Annotated in this window: 19 protein-coding genes, 1 pseudogene and 1 riboswitch; of the genes and pseudogenes, 7 read left to right on the top strand and 13 right to left on the bottom strand. The window is 64.3% G+C overall.

Translation table 11 applies throughout. The annotated features are described in order from the left end of the window. Positions 1 to 31: 31 nt before the first annotated feature. From RUGAMON1_RS21750 to RUGAMON1_RS21735, 4 genes are all read left to right on the top strand, one after another. A complete protein-coding gene (locus RUGAMON1_RS21750; RefSeq protein WP_445232655.1) occupies positions 32 to 976 on the top strand; it encodes a polysaccharide deacetylase family protein in 945 nt (314 codons plus the stop codon). A 24-nt stretch (positions 977 to 1,000) separates the two neighbouring features. Further along, positions 1,001 to 1,465, top strand: a complete 465-nt coding sequence (locus tag RUGAMON1_RS21745; RefSeq protein ID WP_445232496.1) for a peroxiredoxin — start codon at positions 1,001 to 1,003, stop codon at positions 1,463 to 1,465. 269 nt (positions 1,466 to 1,734) lie between these two features. Further along, entirely contained in the window at positions 1,735 to 3,555 is a 1,821-nt protein-coding gene (locus RUGAMON1_RS21740; protein ID WP_445232495.1) for a PhoH family protein, read from the top strand. Positions 3,556 to 3,794: 239 nt separating this feature from the next. Next, a complete protein-coding gene (locus RUGAMON1_RS21735; protein WP_445232494.1) occupies positions 3,795 to 4,079 on the top strand; it encodes a type II toxin-antitoxin system HicB family antitoxin in 285 nt (94 codons plus the stop codon). A 21-nt stretch (positions 4,080 to 4,100) separates the two neighbouring features. Here the strand turns inward: RUGAMON1_RS21735 and RUGAMON1_RS21730 are convergent, their stop codons facing one another. The 3 genes from RUGAMON1_RS21730 to RUGAMON1_RS21720 form a co-directional block, all read right to left on the bottom strand. Beyond that, complete coding sequence (locus tag RUGAMON1_RS21730; RefSeq protein ID WP_445232493.1) at positions 4,101 to 4,361, bottom strand: type II toxin-antitoxin system HicB family antitoxin; 261 nt, start codon at positions 4,359 to 4,361, stop codon at positions 4,101 to 4,103. Next, entirely contained in the window at positions 4,358 to 4,540 is a 183-nt protein-coding gene (locus tag RUGAMON1_RS21725) for a type II toxin-antitoxin system HicA family toxin (protein WP_445232492.1), read from the bottom strand. The genes RUGAMON1_RS21730 and RUGAMON1_RS21725 overlap by 4 nt, the downstream gene beginning before the upstream one ends. A 92-nt stretch (positions 4,541 to 4,632) precedes the next feature. Beyond that, positions 4,633 to 5,412 carry a DUF4349 domain-containing protein gene (locus RUGAMON1_RS21720; RefSeq protein WP_445232491.1) on the bottom strand — a complete coding sequence of 260 codons (780 nt, stop codon included), beginning with the start codon at positions 5,410 to 5,412 and terminating at the stop codon, positions 4,633 to 4,635. 247 nt (positions 5,413 to 5,659) lie between these two features. Here RUGAMON1_RS21720 and RUGAMON1_RS21715 point away from each other — a divergent pair, with 247 nt between their 5' ends. Next, positions 5,660 to 6,016: an HVO_A0114 family putative DNA-binding protein gene (locus RUGAMON1_RS21715; protein WP_445232490.1), complete on the top strand. Its 357-nt coding sequence runs from the start codon at positions 5,660 to 5,662 to the stop codon at positions 6,014 to 6,016. A 28-nt stretch (positions 6,017 to 6,044) separates the two neighbouring features. After that, positions 6,045 to 6,245 carry a heavy-metal-associated domain-containing protein gene (locus RUGAMON1_RS21710; protein WP_445232489.1) on the top strand — a complete coding sequence of 67 codons (201 nt, stop codon included), beginning with the start codon at positions 6,045 to 6,047 and terminating at the stop codon, positions 6,243 to 6,245. On the opposite strand, the gene RUGAMON1_RS21705 is transcribed toward RUGAMON1_RS21710, so the two are convergent. Then, positions 6,246 to 6,968, bottom strand: a complete 723-nt coding sequence (locus RUGAMON1_RS21705) for a glutathione S-transferase (RefSeq protein ID WP_445232488.1) — start codon at positions 6,966 to 6,968, stop codon at positions 6,246 to 6,248. Between the two features lie 97 nt (positions 6,969 to 7,065). Here RUGAMON1_RS21705 and RUGAMON1_RS21700 point away from each other — a divergent pair, with 97 nt between their 5' ends. Further along, the gene (locus RUGAMON1_RS21700; protein ID WP_332853755.1) at positions 7,066 to 7,830 is read left to right on the top strand and encodes a sulfite exporter TauE/SafE family protein; all 765 of its coding nucleotides are present in this window, start codon (positions 7,066 to 7,068) and stop codon (positions 7,828 to 7,830) included. Here the strand turns inward: RUGAMON1_RS21700 and RUGAMON1_RS21695 are convergent. The 9 genes and pseudogenes from RUGAMON1_RS21695 to RUGAMON1_RS21655 form a co-directional block, all read right to left on the bottom strand. Continuing rightward, positions 7,820 to 9,892: a TonB-dependent receptor gene (locus tag RUGAMON1_RS21695; RefSeq protein ID WP_445232487.1), complete on the bottom strand. Its 2,073-nt coding sequence runs from the start codon at positions 9,890 to 9,892 to the stop codon at positions 7,820 to 7,822. The two genes, RUGAMON1_RS21700 and RUGAMON1_RS21695, sit on opposite strands and share 11 nt — an antisense overlap. Further along, entirely contained in the window at positions 9,889 to 13,968 is a 4,080-nt protein-coding gene (locus RUGAMON1_RS21690; RefSeq protein ID WP_445232486.1) for a cobaltochelatase subunit CobN, read from the bottom strand. The genes RUGAMON1_RS21695 and RUGAMON1_RS21690 overlap by 4 nt, the downstream gene beginning before the upstream one ends. After that, a complete protein-coding gene (locus tag RUGAMON1_RS21685; protein WP_116990142.1) occupies positions 13,955 to 14,290 on the bottom strand; it encodes a DUF2149 domain-containing protein in 336 nt (111 codons plus the stop codon). The genes RUGAMON1_RS21690 and RUGAMON1_RS21685 overlap by 14 nt, the downstream gene beginning before the upstream one ends. A 1-nt stretch (position 14,291) precedes the next feature. Next, positions 14,292 to 14,888, bottom strand: a complete 597-nt coding sequence (locus RUGAMON1_RS21680; protein ID WP_217941810.1) for a MotA/TolQ/ExbB proton channel family protein — start codon at positions 14,886 to 14,888, stop codon at positions 14,292 to 14,294. 178 nt (positions 14,889 to 15,066) lie between these two features. Further along, a riboswitch (cobalamin riboswitch) is annotated at positions 15,067 to 15,287 on the bottom strand. A gap of 1 nt (position 15,288) precedes the next feature. Continuing rightward, entirely contained in the window at positions 15,289 to 15,675 is a 387-nt protein-coding gene (gene cueR / locus RUGAMON1_RS21675) for a Cu(I)-responsive transcriptional regulator (protein WP_445232485.1), read from the bottom strand. Continuing rightward, on the bottom strand, positions 15,672 to 17,918 hold the full coding sequence (locus RUGAMON1_RS21670; protein ID WP_445232484.1) for a heavy metal translocating P-type ATPase: 2,247 nt from the start codon (positions 17,916 to 17,918) through the stop codon (positions 15,672 to 15,674). The genes cueR and RUGAMON1_RS21670 overlap by 4 nt, the downstream gene beginning before the upstream one ends. A gap of 86 nt (positions 17,919 to 18,004) precedes the next feature. After that, positions 18,005 to 18,850 (bottom strand): FecR family protein, encoded by an 846-nt coding sequence (locus RUGAMON1_RS21665; RefSeq protein WP_445232483.1) that lies wholly within the window; start codon positions 18,848 to 18,850, stop codon positions 18,005 to 18,007. A 38-nt stretch (positions 18,851 to 18,888) separates the two neighbouring features. Beyond that, positions 18,889 to 20,487: a ShlB/FhaC/HecB family hemolysin secretion/activation protein gene (locus RUGAMON1_RS21660; protein ID WP_445232482.1), complete on the bottom strand. Its 1,599-nt coding sequence runs from the start codon at positions 20,485 to 20,487 to the stop codon at positions 18,889 to 18,891. A gap of 176 nt (positions 20,488 to 20,663) precedes the next feature. Next, positions 20,664 to 21,087, bottom strand: a pseudogene (locus tag RUGAMON1_RS21655) (hypothetical protein); the annotation flags it as partial.

Below are 21,087 nucleotides of genomic sequence, written 5' to 3'. Positions count from 1 at the left end.
GACCGAGACTTTGCAACCGCAAGCGCCGCTGATGGTGTTGAAGATTGATGTCGACACCTACCGCGGCACCCGTGAAGGCACCATGCACCTGGTGACCATGCTGAAGGCGCACCAGGCCCAGGCTACTTTCCTGTTTTCGCTGGGACCGGACCACACCGGCTGGGCGCTGCGCCGCGCGCTGCGTCCGGGCTTCTTCAGCAAAGTCTCGCGCACGTCCGTGGTCGAGCATTACGGCATCAAGACGCTGATGTACGGCACCCTGCTGCCGGGTCCGGACATCGGCAAGGAATGCGCCGGCGAGATGCGCTCCGTGCGCGACGCCGGCTTCGAATGCGGCATCCATACCTGGGACCACGTGCTGTGGCAGGACAACGTCGCCAAGCGCGACGGCGCCTGGTCCACCAGCATGATGCGCAAGGCCGCCGCCCGCTTTACGCAGGTGTTCGGCAGCGCGCCGCGCACCCACGGCGCGGCCGGCTGGCAGATGAACAACGCCGCCTTCGCCGAACACGACACCGCCGGTTACGCCTACGCTTCCGACGGCCGCTGCGTGCTCAACGAGAACGGCACGCTGGCCAATCCGGCCGACGGTCCGCACCGCCTGTCCGACGGCGACAAAGTGCTGTCCCACATCCAGCTGCCGACCACGCTGCCGACGCTGGACGAACTGCTGGGCCGCGAGATCGACGGCGTCGTCATCGGCACCGGCAACATCGCCGCCTTCCTGCTCAAGCTGACCGCCGGCGCCAGCCGCGACCACGTATATACTTTGCATTCTGAACTTGAAGGGCAAAAACTCGCCCCCATATTCGAGCAGTTGTTGGCCGGATGGAAGGCGCAAGGTTACCAACTGGCGTCGATGGCCGATTACCATCAGAAGGTCCGGCATCAGACCCTGCCGGTTTGCCCGATCACCTGGGGCGAGCTGCCGGGTCGTTCGGGACAGCTGATCGTACAGGGTGCTGCCCGTTCTTAATGCCTACCGTTCAGGAGACTGCCTGTGGCTGATAGCCCAACCGTTGTAACCGATTTTTCCGCCGCCATGACCAGCGGCCAGACCTTCCATCTGTCGGGCCGCCCGGCGCGCCATACCGTGCTGTTCTTCTACCCCAAGGACAACACGCCGGGCTGCACCACCGAAAACATGGCTTTCCGCGACCTGTACGAGCAATTCCAGGCCGCCGGCGCCGAAATCTACGGCATCAGCCGCGATTCGCTGCGCTCGCACGAAAGCTTCAAGGCCAAGCTGGGCCTGCCCTTCGAACTGATTTCCGACCCCGACGAAGCGCTCTGCCTGCAGTTCGGCGTCATGAAGATGAAGCAAATGTACGGCAAGACGGTGCGCGGCATCGAGCGCAGTACGTTTGTGATTGACGCTACTGGTCAATTGGTGAAAGAATGGAGAGGCGTGAAGGTAGCGGGTCACGTCGATGAAGTGCTGGAATTTGTAGCGCGTCAGGCTTAGTTACAGGATGCGCGTTGCAGCTTCCAGAGTTGCTCAACCGAACCCTATCCAGTCATTTTGAGTCATCACTGTCAATCACACCACCACCCTACATGGTGGCCAGCCGGCCACCACGCGGTACTTTCTCCGGGCATGATGAGCGCCCGTCGGCAGTCTTTAAACCCTGTTTTTACCCAGCATCCACCCCATACGGTCCCAATGTTTCCCACACCAGGAAGCATGCTGCGCCATGGGCGGATTCCTCCAGATTTTTTTCAAATGAGATCCTGATGCCACTGCCAAAATTACCTAGTAAGCCAGCGACTTTACTTCTGGCGAAAGATTATCCAAAAGCGACAGGGCCGCGCCCAGTTCCCGCTATCGCAGCGGTGGCTGAAGTCGCGCCCGCGCCGAAGAAAGCGGCGCCCGTCAAAGCAGTGCCTGTAGCGAAAGCCAAAGCAGCAACCCCGAAAACCACCACCAAGTCGCAAGCCGTGGCCGCCGTGTTGAAGGCCGCCCCTGCCGTATTGAAGAACGCCGCAGCCGGCATCGCGCCAGCCGCGGCACCGGCCGCCAAGGCCAAGCCCGCCCCTGCCGCGCGCAGCAAGGTCACACCGATCACCGCCGAGGCGCCGCACCCGGCCAAGCACAAACCGCATGAAGTGGCGATCAAGTCGTCGACCAGCCGTCACGCCGACCAGACCGGCACCACCAAGCTGTTCGTGCTGGACACCAACGTGCTGATGCACGATCCATCGTCGCTGTTCCGCTTTGAAGAGCACGACGTCTACCTGCCGATGATGACGCTGGAAGAGCTGGACAACCACAAGAAGGGCATGACCGAGGTGGCGCGCAACGCCCGCCAGGTGTCGCGCACTTTGGATGCGCTGGTCTCCAACACCGACGACGACGCCATCGAGAACGGCATCCCGCTGTCCAAGCTGGGCAACAAGGACGCCAAGGGCCGCCTGTACTTCCAGACGCGCCTGCAAACGGCCGACCTGCCGGTCGGCCTGCCGGTCGGCAAGGCCGACAACCAGATCCTGTCCGTGGTCCGCTCGCTGGAAGCGGAACAGGAAGGCCGTCCTGTGGTGCTGGTGTCGAAGGACATCAACATGCGCATCAAGGCGCGCGCGCTGGGCCTGCCGGCCGAGGACTACTTCAACGACCACGTGCTGGAAGACACCGACCTGCTGTACTCGGGCATCGTCCAGCTGCCGGACGATTTCTGGACCAAGCACGGCAAGGATCTGGAGAGCTGGCAGGAAAACAAGAACGGCCAGAGCGCGACGTTCTATCGCGTCACCGGTCCGTTCGTGCCGTCGCTGCTGGTCAACCAGTTCATCTTCCTGGAGCCCAAGAATGGCGAAACGCCGTTCTACGGCCAGGTCAAGCAGATCAACGGCAAGACCGCCGTGCTGCAGACGCTGCGCGACTTCAGCCACAACAAGAACAATGTGTGGGGTGTCACCGCCCGCAACCGCGAGCAGAACTTCGCCTTGAACTTGCTGATGAATCCGGAATGCGACTTCGTCACCCTGCTGGGCCAGGCCGGTACCGGCAAGACCCTGCTGGCCCTGGCCGCAGGCCTGGCGCAAGTGCTGGAAACCAAGCTCTACAACGAGATCATCGTCACCCGCGTGACGGTGCCGGTCGGTGAAGACATCGGTTTCCTGCCGGGCACCGAGGAAGAGAAGATGTCGCCATGGATGGGCGCGTTCGACGACAACCTCGAAGTGCTCAACAAGTCCGATTCCGACGGTGGCGAATGGGGCCGCGCGGCGACGCAGGATCTGATCCGCTCGCGCATCAAGATCAAGTCGCTCAACTTCATGCGCGGCCGCACCTTCGTCAACAAGTTCCTGATCATCGACGAAGCGCAGAACTTGACGCCTAAGCAGGTCAAGACGCTGGTCACGCGTGCCGGTCCGGGCACCAAGATTCTTTGCCTGGGCAATATCGCGCAGATCGACACGCCTTACCTGACCGAAGGGTCGAGCGGCCTGACGTATGTGGTGGATCGCTTCAAGGGATGGTCGCACAGCGGTCACGTGACCTTGGCGCGCGGTGAACGCTCGCGCCTGGCCGACCACGCCAGCGACGTTTTGTAAATGTAGTAGAATAAGCCCGTACCTGTTAGCCCCGCCCGCAGCAATGCCGGCGGGGCTTCTTTTTATGCTCCGGCGTAAAGTGATAGCGACAAGCAATCTTCGATGTCGGTTTTTAATGCATTGCACAATATAGACGACGTCAGCCACGAAAGTGCTTGAAACCGGCAGCAACCTGTATGACACTAGACACTGCAAGTCGTTGATTTCGCCGGACTTTCGGACCACAGCCGAGGTAACACATGGACATCCCTATCCTGATCCGAAAAAAAGGCAGCACCAAGTATGGTGTCACCGTGCCGGACATCCCAGGCTGCGTCACCACCGGCGAGACGGTGGACAAGGCCATGAGCAACGCCACCAAGGCCATCTACGGCCACGTCGGCCAGTTGGTCGAGCAAGGCAAGGCCTTTGAAATCAAGCCCTCCGAAGTGGAATTCCTCTCCCGCGAGCCGGACTATGCCGGCGGCATCTGGGCGCTGGTCAGCCTGGACTTGGCCAAGCTGAACGATCCGCCCGAGGATTGAGCGACTCCTGCAATGCAGTGCTTACGGGAGAGTCAATTCGACTTGCAGCCAGAAGCCGCCCTGATAATTTTCGCTGCCCCGCCAATGTTCGATTGCCGTTGGTTGGGGTACTGTCGTGTCTGAATCCACATACATTGCCATGAAAGCTTCCCGGGCCATTGCAGGAAGATCGTCGAGGTCATCGGCTGCTGTGTAGACGCCGGGAAGGTCGGGAAAAGCAGCGCCATAGGCACTGCCTTCATCCTTCCAGACATAGAGCGGATAGAGCATAGTGACCTTCATTTCAAGTTCGCCTGTTTCAAGATAGCCCTGGTTAAACCGATAGACAAATCTTTTTTGGGATGCGGAACAATCACCGTCTTGCCTGAGACCGGATGCAAAAACTTATGATGACTGCCGCGAGTCGATACATGGCGCCAACCATGAGAGATCAAGAGCTTGATAAGGTCAGCGCTGTTCATCCGACGACTCTATCGGCAAGCCCTCCGCTCCGCTCTGCGCTAAAACAAGCGCCCCAGCTCGGCACCGTGGGCGCCCAGAAAATTGAGTAGAGCTATTTATTCCCCGCCGCCCCGCGACGACGCCACAATTTGCGGGCCAACCACCAGATCAACGCCAGTATCAACGACCACGGCAGCAGGTATGCCAGGCCCGTCAGCGTGCTGGCGATACCACTGGACAGATTGCCATTGAAGTCGGACAGCGAGCGCTGGATCGGGCTCCAGAACGACAAACGGCTCCCCGACTGGATATGGATATCAAGCAGGTCGAGATTGATGCGCGCCATCAGATGTGCGTTCTCGCCGCTGGCTTGCTCCAGTTCAGCCTGAACGCTGGCCTGCTCCCTGGCCAGTTTGATCAGCGCATCGGCATCAATGCCTGGCTTGCGCTCCAGCTCGGTCAAGCGCTGCTGATAGACACGCAGCATCTCGAGACGTTTCGCGCTGTCCGACACCGGTCGCGCCAAGTCCTCCACGCTGGTTTCCTGCCGTGCCAGTTCACCACCGGCGGCGGCCAGCGCCAGCAGCTTGTTTATCCCCGCAGGCTTGGCGCGCACGCGCAGGAAGGCATCCTCACGGCGCCCTCCTCCCAGACTGGACTTGAGCAGCGTGCAGCCGTTTTCCCGATCCGCCTGACAGGCACCCGTCAACCTCTCAAGCAAAGGCTTGATCTGGTTTTCCCCGGTATCGATGGTCACCGCATGCTGATAAGCCAGGAATTTGTCGCGCCCCTGCGCTGTGCCCGCCGCCATCGGCGCTGAACCATCCATCGCTTGCGGACGGCTGCAACCAGCAAGCGTCATCACAACAACCAAACACAGCAACCTGACCATAGCGTAGGCTTCTTTGAAATATTAAAAACCGGGCAATACTATCATTTTCAGGAAGCTAGCTCAGTTGACAATCAAAATCTCCGGCGGCACCATGAACAAGAACAAAGCGACCTTGCTTCTTAGAGAACGCGTCAGTCTCTTACATGGCGCGATCACCGCCATTTCGATTCTCAAGAGACACCATATACCTTCTCTACGCCGTATCAACTGACCCAGGACTTCTACTTAGATATCGCGAGGTGGAACGATGAAAACGGTTACCCTTGAAGTTCGAACACTAGAACAATGCTTAGCCGACTTCCGCGCCACATTGGAATCTGGTGAGCCACAACCGTCCGCCAAAATCGTCTTCGTCACAGAAGACTTGATGAACAAAGTTTTGACGCCAAACCGATTGCACGTCGTCAGCGTGTTATGTGGTGCCGGCGCCATGTCCGTGACCGAAACAGCACGACGTGTCGGACGCACCGCTGACGAAGTCGAGGCCGACATCCAGGCCCTTCTGGTTGCCGGCGTTATCGATCGTCACGATGGCGGCGGCGTCATTTTTCCGTACGATGAAGGAATCCTTGACCTTCCCACTGCGGGAAGGGCTACAGTATGAGCATCGAAACAGTTTGAGGAGTACGACGATGTATCAGCTACAAGTGGAGAACATGAGCTGCGGCCATTGCGTGGGCGCGGTGACCAAGGCGGTGCAGGCGGTCGATGCGGCCGCAAAAGTCGAGATCGACCTGGCCGGCAAGACCGTCAGGATAGACAGTGCCAGCGCCTTGGCGCCGTTGAAATCGGCCATCGCCGATGCGGGCTACCCCGTCATCAGCGCGGCCTGATTATTTGTCCAGCTCCGGATAGCGTCGGAAGATGCCGTCTTCATTGAACGCTATCCGCCGCTTCGATTTGACATAGGCGGCGATGTTGGGACGCAGCGCCACCTTGTCGCGCAAGGCGATCAGCGCCGGATATGACGGCTCCAGCCGCGCCATCGTTTTCGGGAACGCATAGCGCAAGCCCTCGATCAGCTGGAATAACGACAAGTCCACATACGTCAGCCGCGAGCCGACCGCATAACCGCCCCGCCCCGGATTGCGCGCCACCACGCCTTCGAAGTAATCGAGGAACTTCGGTATGCGCTCCTCGCGGAAGCATTTGGCGCGCGCCTTGGCTTCCTTCTTCTGCTCTTCGTAGTATTTGCTGACCGAGATCGGATGATGGGTGTCGTGCACCTCGTTGACGATGTCGGCGATGGTCAGTTGCAGCTGGTTGGCCCACAACCGCCCCGCCTCCGCGCGCGGCGCCAGGCCGTGCCGGGCGCCGAGGTACATCAGGATATTGGCCGTCTGTCCGATCAGCAGCTCGCCCGCGCCCAGCACCGGCGGCGCGAACGACGGATGGTCGACCTGCTCGCCATCGAGGCAGGACAGCAGCGCCGGCATGCCCTGCTTCTGGCGCGCCACGTCCACATACGGCGCCGCCGCTTCCTCCAGCGCCAGCCGCACGAATTCACCGCGGCCCTGCAGGCCGTCCCAGTAATAGAGTTGATAGGGTGTCGTCATGCCAAGATAGTAGCATTGACAACGACTGGACAGCGCCCGGAACGATATTCAGTACACGGTTATAATCGAACGCTAAGCTCATCACTTCCGACACCTCATGCCGCCAGTCCCGCCACTTGAAATCCACATCGTCCTGATGGTCGCCGCCGCCGGTCTCATGGCCGGCGTGCAGAATGCACTGGCCGGAGGCGGCTCGTTCATCACCTTCCCCGCGCTGCTGCTGGCCGGCCTGAATCCGCTGGCCGCCAACATGACGTCCACCATCGCGCTGTTCCCCAGCCAGATCACCTCCGCCTACGCCGGCCGCAAGCTGGCGGGCGATGTCGGACCGCTGACGTTCAAGCAGATGCTGATCATCAGCGCCATCGGCGGCATCTTCGGCGCCATCCTGTTATTGAATACGCCGCCGTCGTTCTTCGCGCGACTGGTGCCGTGGCTGGTGCTGTTCGCCACCAGCGTGTTCGCGTGGGGCAGCTTCCGCAAGAAACCGCTGCACGCGGCCGGCAGCATGCCACGCTGGACGCTGGTGCTGGTGCAAAGCTGCATCGCCGTCTACGGCGGCTACTTCGGCGGCGGCATCGGCTTCCTGATGCTGGCCGCGCTGACCATCGCCGGCCAGCAGGTGCGCACCGCCGCCGCCACCAAGAACGTGCTGGCGATGGCGATGAACGCCGCCGCCACGCTGATCTTCGCCACCTCCAGCTTGATCAGCTGGCCGGCCGCGCTGGCGTTGTGCGCGGGCGGGATCGCCGGTGGCTTGTGCGGCGGATGGCTGGTTCACCGCCTGCCGGAAAAAGTCATGCGCGGCTTCGTCGTCATCGTCGGCGCCGTGCTGACCATCTGGATGTTCGTCAGAACGTAGCCTTCAACGTCAGCCGCAAGGTGCGCGGCTCCACCGGATGGTAGTGGATATCGTTGACGCCTTCGGCCGGCTCGCCCTGCAAGCGCGAAGGATAGTAGTAGTCCACGTCGCTGGCTTTGCGGTCGAACAGGTTGAAGGCATCCAGCGACACCGCCCAGCGCCGGTCGATCTTGTAGCCCACCCGCGCATACGCAATCGCCGTCGTCGCAGAACGCTGGCTGTTATCCTCGATCAGCGGACGCGGACCGAAGTAACGCATCTGGAACGCGCCGGACCACGGACCGATATCGGTGATGGTGGCGCCGAACGAAGCCACCTTGCCGATCGCCCCAGGAATGTAATCGCCCACGTCGTCATGCTCGGTGTAGTGCGCGCGCGAATAGGCCAGGTCCAGGTCGAACAACAGCCACGGCGTGGCGATGTAGTGGTTGTTCCACTCGATGCCCGAGCGATAGCTGCCACGGCTGGCCGCCGTGTCGCCAGCGTCGCCGGAGAACACCAGCTCGGACGCCGAGCGCAGCTTCCACAAAGCCACCGAACTTTGCAGGCCGGGCACGATCTCCGTGCGTACGCCCAGTTCCGCGCCGCGCGTCTTGACCAGCGGCGTGACCGGGTCGACAGGCGCCCGTTCCTTCGGCGTCAGGTGCACAGTGGTGCCGCGCGCATCGTTGCTGTGGAAGCCCTCGCCGTAGTTGATGAAGAACTCCGTCTTCTCCCAGGGCCCCAGCACCACCGACATCTTCGGCGACATCATGCCCTCGCCGACCTTGCCCGTATTCTCGGCGATATTGCTGCTCACATCGAAGCGGTAACGGTCATAACGCAAACCGGCCGTGGTGCGCAGCCACTCGCGCCACTGCACGGTGTTCTCGAAGTAGACCGAGGCATTCGCTTCCTTGACCTTCGACTCCGTGATGGTGCCGGTGATCTGCCGCTTCACGGTGCTGTACAGCGCCAGCGGCGACAGGTAATCGTAACGTCCCTGCACGCCGACCTTGTTGTTCACTTCCAGCCCGCCCCACTTGCCGAACCAGGTCTGCGCCACGTCGAAGCCCGTCATGCGGCGCTTCTCGGTCTGGCGCGACTGGTCGCCGTTGACCGGATCGTCGAGGAAGTAGGTGAAGTCGTTGTACAGATCCAGGCTCGATTGCACCACGTAGGCATTGGCCTGCAACAGCGTGTCGCTGGTGCGGCGGCGCAGCGCGGCGGACAGGCTGTAACGCGAGGTGATGCCGCCGTCGCTGGTGTCGATGGCGCCGTAGGGACTGATCTCGCCACTCTGCACCGCACGCAGCGGGATCTGATTGCTGGCATACCAGCCGCCCCGGTAGAACATGCCGGTGACGCTGAACTGGTTGTCGCTGCCGCCCTGGCTGTAGCGCAGCACGCCCAGGCTTTTGTGGAAGGCTTCCGGGCTGACCCACGGGCCGTTGTTGTGGCCCAGTTCCGCGCCGTAGACCAGGTTGCCCTCGCCCAACGGCGTTGAACCGGTCAGGTTGGCGCGGTAGTACTGGTGGCCGCCGGCCGTGATGCTGGCGGTGTTTTCCTTCAGCCTGTTCGCCAGTCCCAGGTGCGCCGCGCCAGCGGAGGCGAAGTCGCCTTCGTCCGCATAGTACGGGCCTTTTTTGTAGTTGATGCGGTCCACCAGTTCCGGCATCAGGAAATTCAGGTCGGTGTAGCCCTGGCCGTGCGCGTGGGTACGCATATTGACCGGCATGCCGTCGATGAAGGTGGCGAAGTCGGTGCCGTGATCGAGGTTGAAGCCGCGCAGGAAGTACTGATTGGCCTTGCCGTCGCCGCTGTGCTGCGTGACGATCACGCCGGGCACGAACTCCAGCAACTCGCCCGGACGCAGCGCCGGGCGGTTGGCGATCAGCGCCGCCGTCATCGAACCCTGGCTGGCGGCGCTGGACGTGCCGACGCCGTTGTCGTAGTGGCCGCGCACCTCAACCGCTGCCATGGCGGTGGGCGCGGCGCCGGTGGCCTCCTCGTCGGCATGCGATGCAAGCGGCAGTGCAAGTGGCAGGCCGGCCGCCAGCGCGACGATGGATTTAACGATCATAGGTACTCCTCCAGCTTACTCAATTTATTGCGACGGCCGACGTAGCCGGCGCCGATCAGCGCGGCGGCCAGCGCCAGCAGCGCCAGCGTGCCGACGGTCTTCTGCACCGGCGTGAGGTTTGCCAGCGTTTGCATTTCAAAGCCGTTGACCTTGGCGTCGGCAGCATCGGCCTTGGCCTTTGGCGCCGGCTCGGCGGGTTTGCTCTTCGCGTGCGCGGGCGCGGGCGGCGGCAGCTCCTGCGCCTTGGCCTGCAATGCCTGCAAGTCCGCCACCGCGTTCTGCATGGCGGCGTCGGTCTGCTGCTGCGTTGCCGACGGTGCCGGAGGCTGCGCGGACGGCGCCGATGATGCAGATCCGCCGGCACGGCCGGCGGCCGCCGCACCGCGCGCGACCGCCGCGTTGGTGCCGACGTTGGGCACGAACTGGCCGCTGAACTGCGGCGCGATCTTCATCGTCGCCTTGCTGCACGAATCGGCGCTGCACGACACGCCGGCATCCTTGATCGCCTGCGCGTTTTGCTGCGTCAGTTTCTCGCGCACCGCATCGCCCGGCTTCCAGTAGCCACGTTCGATCGTGCTCAACATGCGGTCGGTGATGGCCTGGAAGGCGCGCAGGTTGCCGCTGCTGGCGAAGCGCTCACGCACCTTCAGGCCGTGGCGGTCTTCCACATAGGTGTCGTACATGCGCTGCCATTTGCCGCCGTCCACCACTTCCGGCACGGTGACCTGCCAGGCCCACAGGTAGTCGACCACGCGGTTGATGTAGCGCGCGCCGGAATAGCCTTCCTTCAGCATGCTGTCGGCCCAGCGCGGGTTCAGGTAGCGCGCCTGCATCTCCTGGCCCATGTACTGCTCCAGCGTCTTGTGGCCCGGCTTGCGCGGGTTGGACAGGTCGCTGACCATCACCTCCGGCGTCTTGCCGTCCACGCTGCGGATCGCCATCGCGGTGCCACCCAGGTACTGGAAGAAGTCGTCGTTATCCAGCGTCGCGAACAGATTGCTGGAGCGGCTGTGCAGCGCGATCTTGCTGCCGCTGATGGCTTGCTTGAACAATTCGCGGCGCTGGCCGGGATCGGCCTTGTCGTCGCCCCAGTAGCCGGCGCCGAACGGATGGCTCATGCGGTTGATGAAGACGTCCGCAACCTCCTTCTCGTTCTGCCAGGCGTTGGTCAGCGGGATCAGCTTCTCGATCTGCGTGCCATAGGCGCCACTCGGCAGGCCGAAGATGCGCACGGAGGCCATGCGCTGCGCTTCTTCGGCACTGATGCCGCTGGCCTGCAAGGCGGCCACGGTCTTGCGGCTGTGCGCCTGCATCACGTTGCCGTCTTCGCCGGGGCCATTGTCGTCCTGCTTCTGCGCCAGTTGCGCGGCCTGGTCCATCAGCGTCAGCAGGTTGCCGAACAGGTCGCGGAACAGGCCGGACGAGATCAGCGTCACGTCCACGCGCGGACGTCCCAGCTGCTTGCGCGTCAGCGCTTCCACGCCGGTCACGCGGCCACGTTCGTCCCACGTCGGACGCACGCCCATCAGCGCCATCGCCTGCGCTTCCATGATGCCTTCGTGGCGCGAGGTTTCGACGCCCCACAGGTTCATGCTCAACTTGTCCGGCCAGGCGCCGTGGCGCTTGCGATAATCCTCCGCCAGCTGCTGCGCCAGTTTGTAGCCGGCTTCGTAGGTGGTCTTGCTCGGGATGCGCGATGGATCGAGGCCGAAGAAGTTGCGGCCAGTCGGCAGCGCATCCGGATTGCGTACCAGGTCGGCGCTGGCGCCGGTCGGGATGTAGCGGCCGGACAGCGCCTGCATCAAGCGCTCCAGTTCCAGCCCGGCGCTGCGCTCGATATCGTTTTCCAGCTGGGCGATGCGTTTGGTTTTCTGCTCCGCCGTCGACGTGGTGTCGAGGCTGACCACGGCGCGCGCGGTGGCGTTGCGCAGCTCAGGCTTCGGCGCCACGCCGAAGGTGTGCAGGCCGAACGGCGTGAGCTTGCTGCCGGTGTCGTCCAGGTACTCCTCCAGGCCTTCCATGTCGGCTTCGGTTTTGAGCTCGGTCTTCTTCATGTCCTTCAACACGCCGCTCTTGGCCGCCAGGCGGTTGATCGCCGTCAGGTGGCTACGCGCCAGCAGCGGGCTTTTTTGCTCGGCCACGCGGTAGTCGTTGAGCAGCGCGCCCAGCTCGCGCAGGTCGGGATTCAGGCCGGCGACGTCGAACGGTGGCGTCATGTGGTCGATGATGACGGCCATGCCGCGGCGCTTGGCCTGTATGCCCTCGCCCACGTCGTCCATCACGTAGGGGTAGATGTTGGGCATGGCGCCGATCAGCGCCTCGGTCGGATCGCTTTCCGACAGGCCGGCCTCTTTACCGGTCAGCCATTCCTGCGTGCCGTGGGTGCCGATGTGCATGACGGCGTTGGCCTGGAAGCCTTTTTGCAGCCACAGGTAGAACGCGATGTATTCGTGCGACGGCGGCATGCTGACTTCATTGTGCAGCTTCTCCAGGTTCTGCTCCCACGCGCGGCCGGGCTGCGGCGCCATCAGCACATTGCCGAAGCGGCGCGCCGGATAGACGAAGAACGGCTCGCCCTTGGCGTTGCGCCACAGGACAGGCGCGTTCTCCGGCTTGCCCCAGGATTTCTCTATCGATGCGCGCAGCGGCTGTGCCAGCGTGGCGAACCACTTCTGGTAGTCGGCCAGCGGCACCAGCAAGGCCTGGCCGCTTTCGGCCAGGTGCTTCAGGCCCGCCATGTAGTCGCCCTTGGACTTGCCGGGGTAGTTGCCCCACTGCTGGATCTCGCCTTGCAGCTCTTCCTGCGACGGCGGCAGCGCGGCGCCGGTCTGGTAGCCCTCCTGCTTCAGGCGCTGGACGATCTGCCACAGGCTCTCCGGCAGCACGTTCAGGTAGGCCGCGCCGATGGTCTCGGAACCATGCGGATAGTTAAAGTACAGCATGGCGATGCGCTTGTCGCCGTTGGCCTTCTGGCGCAAGGCCAGCCAGCTGGCGACGCGCTGGTTGAGGCGCTCGATGCGCTCGGGGATGGGCGTCTCCTCCACGTAGGCCAGGCCGGTCTGCGCATCGCTGATGCGTTCGCGGCTGGCGACCACGGTCGGTTGGATCAGGCCCGCCACTTCGGCGCCGGCCAGCTGCCAGGTGCGTTCGATGATATCGAGACCGATCTTCGATTCCTGCCACTGCGCCAGCGACTGCTGGCTCAAGGTGATGGCGTTGATCGCCGGGACGCCGATCTTGTCGAGCAGCGCGCCGGTGTTGGCGGTGCCGCCCACCTTCATGCCCAGCGCGACGATCAGCTCGACGCGGCTCTTGCCGTTTTCGTCCAGCAGGAAGCGCAGCGGCACGTCGTAGGGATAGCCGAACACCGGCAGCACGTTATAGCCGCTCGCTTCCAGCCGCGCGACGATGGCCGCCAGCGGCAGCGTTTGTCCCGCCACCAGGCTGGCGCGGTAGAACGGCACGGCGATCCAAGGCGCGCCGGCCTTGTAGTTGGCGTAGCCTTGCAGGTACTGCTCGTAGCTGCTGGACGTGCGGTTGGCCGCCACGTCGTACAGGCCCACTTCCGGCATCGCATGCACCGGCGCGACCGTCAACCTGGAACCGAAGTGGTTGCGCAGGATGTAGCGCAGCAGATTGCCCATGTTCTCCACGCCGCCTTCGCTATGGTAGGACTGTATGGTTTTATCGTCGCGCACGCCCTGCTCGCGCAGGCTGTCGTCGATGGCGCCACCGACCGCGAACACCGGACGGCGCGCCTTCTGCAAGGCCTGCAGTTCGGCGCCCAGGGCCACCATGGCCTGGCGGCCCTTGGTGTTGACGATCGCCACATCGGCGCCGGTCAGGGCTGCGCGGTCGGCCGGCGTCATGCCGTTGGCGGGGATGATGCGCACGGCGACGTTCAGCTCCTTCAACTCGGCCTGCAGGCCGCGCACCGCCAGCACGGCGGGACGGGATTCGATATCGCCCAACATCAGCGCCAGCGTGCGCGGCGCCTGCGCCGAGTGCACATAGCCGCCGATGCACAGGGACACCAGCAACAGCAGCAGCGCCCACAATTTTTTATTCAGGTACATAGACGACCTTCCCATCCGGCAGTTGATACGCGGTGCCCAGGCGTTTGCCTGAGCCCGACAGCGGCTTGTCGCTGACTTTGCTCACCTTGATTTCGGCGCCTTTCTTGGTCAGCACCTCGACATGGCCATCGGCGCTTTTCTTGGCGATGGTGACTTCGGAGTTCGGATCCAGCAGGTCCATCATGTTCCAGGCCGAGAACAGCGCCAGCATCATGGCGACGATGAAGACGATGCTGGCGTCGAACAGGTTGGCGACGCCGGCCAGCGGGTCTTCGTTATGCTCGCCGATGCGGCTGTAGCGGTGGCGGTTCATATAGCGCATCTCAGGCTCCCGCGCGCACCAGGTGCGGCTTGTGGTCTTGCGCCGCCAGGTGGGATTCGGCGGCGTAGGCGATCTCGGTCAGGTCGCTGCGCAGCCAGTGCTCGCGCACCAGGCTCAGTACATAGGCGCTGACGCTGCACGCCAGGCCGACCACGGTGGCGGTGAAGGCGGTGGTCATCGACTCGGCCATCTTCGGCAGGTTGCCCTGCGCCAGGCCGGCCAGCGAAATGCCCATCGGGATCAGGGTGCCCATCAGCCCCAGCGCCGGGCCGACGCGCACCACGAAGCGCACGCCGTCCAGGCGGCGCACGCCGTTGACGTCGGCGCGCTGCACCAGTCGTTCGAGGCGGGCGTCCAGTCCCGGCTCGCCTTCCTGCGCGGTCAGCACGGCGGCCATCTCCTGTTTGGCGGTGGCGACCAGCACGCGCACGCCGCGGCGGCGCTCCAGCCATTCGGCGCCGAAGGTGCCGAAGCACACCAGCATATGCAGCACCAGCGCTGCGATCCCCAGCAGCACGGGCAGGTACAGGATGGTGGAAATGGAGTACAGCAGTGTCTCGATGGAGTGCACGGCGGCGTCGGCGGGCAGGTTAAACATGGGCGGGTCCTGTAGGCAGAGAGGGAGAATCGGGGCGCAGGCGTACGCGAACGGCGCGTGCGCAAGGCACGGCCGCCAGTCGGCAAGGCCGTGGCGCGCAAAATCGATGCATAGATGTAGATCGAAACAGATGCAAGCCGCTCACTTCCCCGTGAGCGGCTTGAACAGAAATGCCTGGGCATTTCCACCTGTCCTGGCCGGTATCCGGGCTGGCAAGCGACACCGCCTGACCTTCCCATGCGACTGCACAGTGGTTTGAAGAGGCGGATTTGTCGTCAACGACGACGCTTGTTTACCGTTGCGGGGGCAGCACATGTTGGCTGGCGTGGCCAGCTTCATGTTTCCCGTTTAACTGCGCGTCTGGACAGACGCGCGGGCACCAAAACCGGGCGATTATACTTTACCCGGCAAGGGTTTGGAGTATCGGGCAGTCGGGGCGATGGTCGCCGTGGCAGCAGCCGGCCAGCGTTTGCAGTGTGTCGCGCATTTCGGTCAGCTCGGCGATGCGCTGGTTCAGCTCCGCCACGTGGCCCATGGCGATGGTCTTGACGTCGGCGCTGGCGCGCTCCTTGTTCTGCCACAGCGACAGCAGGTCGCGGATCTGGTCCAGCGAAAAACCCAGCGAGCGTCCGCGCTTGACGAAGCGCAGCGCGTGCAGGTCGTTGTCGCCGTAGATGCGGTAGCCGGCCTCGCTGCGCTTGCCCGGCGGGATCAGGGCGATGCTTTCGTAATAGCGGATCATCTTGGCCGAGACGCCGCTGGCGGCCGCCGCTTGTCCGATGTTCATGCTTGTCCTTTCAGGTGGTCCGGCGTCCAGCGGCGCAGCAGCAAGGCGTTGCTGATCACGCTGACGGAGCTGAGCGCCATCGCGGCGCCGGCAACCATGGGGTTGAGCAGGCCGAAGGCGGCCAGCGGTATGCCGACCAGGTTGTAGATGAAGGCCCAGAACAGGTTCTGGCGTATTTTGCTGTAGCTGCGGCGCGAGATCGAAATGGCGGCAGCCACCAGCGCCGGATCGCCACGCATCAAGGTGATGCCGGCAGCGTGCATGGCGACGTCGGTGCCGCTGGACATGGCGATGCCGACATCGGCGGCGGCCAGCGCCGGCGCGTCGTTGATGCCGTCGCCGACCATGGCGATGCAGGCGTCGCCCGTCTTCAAGCTGGCGACGGTGGCCGCTTTGTCGGCGGGCAGCATGTTGGCGACGATGCGGCCTATGCCCAGTTCTTTGCCGACGGCGTCGGCGCTGCCCTGGTTGTCGCCGGTGAGCAGGATGGTCTGGATGTGCATCGCATGCAGCGCCTGCAGCGCGGCGCGGGCTTGCGGCTTGATGCGGTCGCCGAAGGCCAGCAGGCCCAATAGCTGCGCGGGCTGCGGCGCGTTCGATGCTGCCAGCCAGGATATCGTCAGGCCTTGCCGCTCCAGTTCCTCGGCGCGGGCGCTCAGCGCATCCAGCGCCACGCCCTCCTCCTGCATCAGCCGCGTGCTGCCCAGGACCAGGCGCGCGCCGTCGACGATGGCCGCTACGCCGCGGCCGGGCAAGGCGGTGACGCCGGTGGCGCTTGGCGCGGCGCCGTCGGCCGTGGCGGAGCGCGCGGCGGCGGCCTCGGTGACGGCGCGCGCCAGCGCGTGTTCGCTGCCGCGCTGGATCGCGGCGGCCAGTTGCAGCAACCGCCCTTCGTCGATGCCGGCCGGCTCCAGCGCGACCAGCGACGGCTTGCCCTCGGTGAGCGTGCCGGTCTTGTCGAACGCCACGGTGGTGATGCGGTGCGCCAGCTCCAGCGCCTCCGCATCCTTGATCAGTATTCCGTAACGCGCCGCCACGCCGGTGCCGGCCATGATCGCGGCCGGCGTCGCCAGCCCCAGCGCGCACGGACAGGCGATCACCATCACCGCCACCGCATTGATGATGGCCCGCTCGGCATCGCCGGTCGCCAGCCACCAGCCGGCGAAGGTCGCCACCGCCAGCACCATCACCACCGGCACGAACACCGCGCTGACGCGGTCCACCAGATGCTGCACCGGCGCCTTGGCCGCCTGCGCATCCTCCACCAGGCGGATGATGCGCGCCAGCGTGCTTTCGGCGCCCACCGCCGTCACCCGCACCAGCAGCAGGCCTTCGCCGTTGATGGCGCCACCGGTCACACGGTCGCCGGCGTGGCGCGCCACGGGCAGGCTCTCGCCGGTGATGAGCGCCTCGTCGACATGGCTGGCGCCCTCCACCACTTCACCGTCCGCCGCCACCCGCTCGCCGGGCAGCACCACCACCAGTTCGCCCGGCTGCACATCGGCGATCGGCACTTCGACATCCCGCTCGCCGCGCCGCACCCGCGCGGACTCCGGCCGCAGCACCTGCAAGGCGCGGATGGCGGACGTGGTCTGGCGCTTGGCGCGCGCCTCCAGCCATTTTCCCAGCAAGATCAAGGTGATCACCACGGCCGACGCTTCGAAATACAGATGCGGCATGGCGGATCCCGACGCCAGCAGCTGATAGACACTCAGGCCATACGCCGCGCTGGTGCCCAGCGCCACCAGCAGGTCCATATTGCCGCTGCGGGCGCGCAGCGCCAGCCAGCCGGCGCGATAGAAGCGGGCGCCAAGCCAGAACTGCACCGGCGTCGCCAGCAGCCATTGCACGCGGCCGTCCAGCATCCAGTGCACGCCGGCCAATTCCAGCAGCATCGGCAACAGCAGCGGCAGCGACAGCACGGCCGCCAGCAGCACCGCGCGGCCGCCGCCCGGCCCCGCCAGCGCATGGTGGGCAGGCGCAGCGGCATGATCGACAGACGCGGCGGACAGCGGCAGCTCGGGCGTGGCCTGGTAGCCGGCCTTGTCGACCGCCTGCACCAGCGCCGCCACATCGAGCGGCAGCGCCGATTCCACCCGCGCCGATTCGGTCGCCAGGTTGACGCTGACCTTGTCCACGCCAGGCACGGCCGCCAGCACGCGCTCGACGCGGCCCACGCAGGAAGCGCAGGTCATGCCTTCGATTTTGATCGACAGTGTGACGGGAATAGCGGAAGTGGACATGACCAACCCAATGGAAGACTCGATGACAACAGCATCAAGTATCCCACGATGGGAAGGTCAAGTCTTTTCTACAAGCACGCCAGGGTTCAGCGCACTTCGCAGTCGACGGTGTTCGACTTGCTCGGGCCGGTGCTGGCCGACGGCCCGGTGCTCTGGCTGAACGCCGGCGGCGGCGTGAACGGGATGCCCGGATTGGCCGGCAGGATAATCGGCGGCGTCCTGAAGCTTGGCGTGTAGCCGAACTGGCCGGCAGCGAAGTTGGCCGTGCCGGACGGGTTGGTCACATGGATCAGGCCGTCGAGCACCTGCACGTACAGGCCCGGTGCGCGCGCAGCGGTCGGCGACGGCAGCGTCAACTGCGCCAGCATCAGCGGCCGCACCGGCGCGGCCAGCTCGTCCAGCGCGGCGGTGCTGGCCAGGTTGTAGGCCAGGCGCGAGGCCACCGCCTCCTCGCTCGGCTCGACGATGTCGGCGATGAAGGTGGTGCCGCGGATACCGATGGTGGCGCTCGGCGTCTTCATGGCGAACTTTTCCTTGTTGCGCTTGCCCAGCAGGCCGGTCACCGAACGCAGGCCGCCCTTGACCAGGTTGAACGAGGCGCTGTCGGCGTCGGGCTTGCCGGCGTCGTAGCTGAAGTCCTCGACCTTGAAGGTGGTGCCCGGCTTGAGCGTGATCTCGCTGTTGTCGATGAATTTCACCATGGCGTAGGTGTTCTTCTCGGTCACCAGCGTGTCGCCGCTTTCGACTTCGGAGCGCATCGACAGGATGCGCACTACGCCGCCGGCCTTCTTGGCCAGCAGCGGTCCGCTCAGCTGGATGATGGTGCCGGCCACTTGCGCGGCCCAGCCCGCGCTGGCCACGCCGCACAGCGCCAGCAACAGCAAGCCCTTGAACAAGGCCCGGACGACGATGGAGTTATTTGGCTGTGGCATTTTCATTTCCAGTACATTTCAGGGTGAACCGCACGCGGTCAGTACGCCAGGCCCAGACGCAGGTGCAGGCGGCTGGCGTTGTCGCGGCCGGTGGCGCCGGCGCGGACCACGTGGCCGAAATCGAGTTGCAGGTTGACGTAGGTGGACAGCACGAAACGCGCGCCGACGCCGGTGCTGGCGATGGTGGTGCTGGTCAGCTCCTCGGGCAGTGCGTGGTTGCGCTTGGCATAAGCGGTGTCGTAGAAGGCCAGCAGGCGGCAATTCCAGCCGGCGTGGGTGCACAGGTTGGGCGTGTAGGCCTCCAGATTGACGCCCAGGCCGGAGTCGTTGGAAATCTCGCGCTCGACGAAGCCGCGCACCGAGGTCGCACCGCCAGCGCCGAATTGCTCGCCGGGGATCAGCGCATCGCTGCTGTACTGGCCGTTGAGGATGGCGCGCAGCTGCCAATCGTTGGCCAGCGCGCGGGTCAGGCTGCCGGCCACGCGCAGCATGGTGTAGTCGGCCTTGGCGCCGGCGCGGGCCAGCGTGAAGGCGGCCTGGTCGCCCTTGGCGCCGCCGGCGATATTGCGCAGCAGCGTCAGCTGGCCGCTCACTTCGCCCTGCTTGATCGGCAGCGTGGCCTGGTAGCTGATGCTCAGCGGATGGACCGTCACGTCGTTGCCCAGCTGTCCGCCCTGCGCCTGGTCCAGCACCTGCACATTGTTCTTGAAGGCCTTGTAGTCGACGCCGTAACTGAGCTTGGACTCCAGCTCGCCGCGCTTGGCCAGGCTCTGGTTGTAGCGCGCGCCGTACACCGCGCCCTTGCCGCTGACGGCCAGGTTGACCGCGCCGGCCGACACGGTGCCGGAATCGACGTTGGAATAGCTGGCGAAAAAGTCCAGCGAGTCGCCCAGCGCGTACAGCGGAATATGGTAGCCGGCGCCATACACCTTGACGCGGCCCGGTTCCTCGGCCGACGTGGTGTACTGCAGGGAGGCCAGATGATCGCGGTTGAACAGGTTGGCGTTTTGCAAAATGAAGCCGACATGGGTCTTGCCGGTCTGCCGGGTGCCGGTGTTGTCGGCGTTGACCATGGCCTTCCAGATGGACTGGTCCTTGACGTCCAGCACGGCGTCGACCTCGTCGTCTTTTTCGCCGCTCTGCAGCTTGAGGGTGACTTCCTTGGCGGGACTCTCGTTGCCCTGCTTCAGGTTGGCCGAGACCGCCTTCAGGTCAGGCGTGCGGCCCTCCTGCAAGGCGGGCAGGCTGCGGCGGATATTGTTTTCGTCGATGTAGCGATTGTTCTTCACGCTGATGCGGCCGATGCGCGTTTCCACCACCCGCAGCAGCACCACGCCGCGGTTGAGCTCCTGCTCCGGCAACTCGATCGTCACCACGTTGTAGCCGCGCTCGTGGTAGACCGCTTCCAGCGCTTCCAGCGCCCGTTGGACGTCGCCGAAATCGCGCTCCTTGCCGGTGAACTTGGCCAGCAGCGCATCGACCTGCGCCTGCGGCAACAGGGTGTTGCCCTTGACCTCGAATCGGGAAATCTCGAAACGGATGACGGCATTCTCGTCCGCCGGCTGGGCCGCCCATGCCGACGTGACGGCGGCGGCAAGAAGGGAACCTGCTAATAGGCACGTGAAGCTATATCTCATGGGTTCGCTCGTAGTATGGGGCGCGTGGAACTGCCACGCTCTTCTGATGCTAGCATAGCCCCTATATACAATGCCTATTTGAAAGATTGAAATTGATAGGGCTGCTGCCGAGTGTTGGTTTTCAGCTCACAAAAGGGAGCCGTCGCGCCGACGGCCCCGTGCTCTCCAGCGCGGCATCAGTTGCAATACATTTTCTTGGTCGGCTCGTTTTTGCTGGCGAGCACATCGACCTTGCCGGAGGACTTGTCCTTTTCATCGGGTACTTTATCGTCAGGCTTGGTCGTGCCACCGCTGCTGCCAGTCGCGGTGGAAGCGGTGGTGACGTCCGGCGGCGTGGTTGCGGTCGGCGCCTTGACGACGCCGCCCTGGGCCTGGGTGACGGTATTGATGATGTTGACCGTGGAGTTCAACGCCTGCGCCACCGGAGTGGAAGTCTGGTTGGCGGCTGCGGCAGCGGCGGCATCGGCGGCGGCCTTGGCGGCGGCATCGGCGGCGGCCTTGGCGGCGGCATCGGCGGCGGCCTTGGCGGCGGCGTCCGCTGCAGCCTTGGCGGCAGCATCGGCGGCAGCCTTGGCGGCGGCATCGGCGGCAGCCTTGGCG

Origin of the sequence: Duganella rhizosphaerae, from assembly GCF_040364205.1 — a bacterium.
GTDB lineage: Bacteria > Pseudomonadota > Gammaproteobacteria > Burkholderiales > Burkholderiaceae_D > Rugamonas > Rugamonas rhizosphaerae.
Note: the sequence above shows the minus strand (reverse complement) of the source record. Positions and strands in the feature narration are given on the sequence as shown.

Coding starts and splice junctions, on each gene's coding strand:
- RUGAMON1_RS21750 (WP_445232655.1), top strand. CDS start 32: ATGGTGTTGAAGATTGATGTCGACACCTACCGCGGCACCCGTGAAGGC.
- RUGAMON1_RS21740 (WP_445232495.1), top strand. CDS start 1,735: ATGCCACTGCCAAAATTACCTAGTAAGCCAGCGACTTTACTTCTGGCG.
- RUGAMON1_RS21735 (WP_445232494.1), top strand. CDS start 3,795: ATGGACATCCCTATCCTGATCCGAAAAAAAGGCAGCACCAAGTATGGT.
- RUGAMON1_RS21730 (WP_445232493.1), bottom strand. CDS start 4,361: ATGAAGGTCACTATGCTCTATCCGCTCTATGTCTGGAAGGATGAAGGC.
- RUGAMON1_RS21725 (WP_445232492.1), bottom strand. CDS start 4,540: ATGAACAGCGCTGACCTTATCAAGCTCTTGATCTCTCATGGTTGGCGC.
- RUGAMON1_RS21720 (WP_445232491.1), bottom strand. CDS start 5,412: ATGGTCAGGTTGCTGTGTTTGGTTGTTGTGATGACGCTTGCTGGTTGC.
- RUGAMON1_RS21715 (WP_445232490.1), top strand. CDS start 5,660: ATGAAAACGGTTACCCTTGAAGTTCGAACACTAGAACAATGCTTAGCC.
- RUGAMON1_RS21710 (WP_445232489.1), top strand. CDS start 6,045: ATGTATCAGCTACAAGTGGAGAACATGAGCTGCGGCCATTGCGTGGGC.
- RUGAMON1_RS21705 (WP_445232488.1), bottom strand. CDS start 6,968: ATGACGACACCCTATCAACTCTATTACTGGGACGGCCTGCAGGGCCGC.
- RUGAMON1_RS21700 (WP_332853755.1), top strand. CDS start 7,066: ATGCCGCCAGTCCCGCCACTTGAAATCCACATCGTCCTGATGGTCGCC.
- RUGAMON1_RS21695 (WP_445232487.1), bottom strand. CDS start 9,892: ATGATCGTTAAATCCATCGTCGCGCTGGCGGCCGGCCTGCCACTTGCA.
- RUGAMON1_RS21690 (WP_445232486.1), bottom strand. CDS start 13,968: ATGTACCTGAATAAAAAATTGTGGGCGCTGCTGCTGTTGCTGGTGTCC.
- RUGAMON1_RS21685 (WP_116990142.1), bottom strand. CDS start 14,290: ATGCGCTATATGAACCGCCACCGCTACAGCCGCATCGGCGAGCATAAC.
- RUGAMON1_RS21680 (WP_217941810.1), bottom strand. CDS start 14,888: ATGTTTAACCTGCCCGCCGACGCCGCCGTGCACTCCATCGAGACACTG.
- cueR (WP_445232485.1), bottom strand. CDS start 15,675: ATGAACATCGGACAAGCGGCGGCCGCCAGCGGCGTCTCGGCCAAGATG.
- RUGAMON1_RS21670 (WP_445232484.1), bottom strand. CDS start 17,918: ATGTCCACTTCCGCTATTCCCGTCACACTGTCGATCAAAATCGAAGGC.
- RUGAMON1_RS21665 (WP_445232483.1), bottom strand. CDS start 18,850: ATGCCACAGCCAAATAACTCCATCGTCGTCCGGGCCTTGTTCAAGGGC.
- RUGAMON1_RS21660 (WP_445232482.1), bottom strand. CDS start 20,487: ATGAGATATAGCTTCACGTGCCTATTAGCAGGTTCCCTTCTTGCCGCC.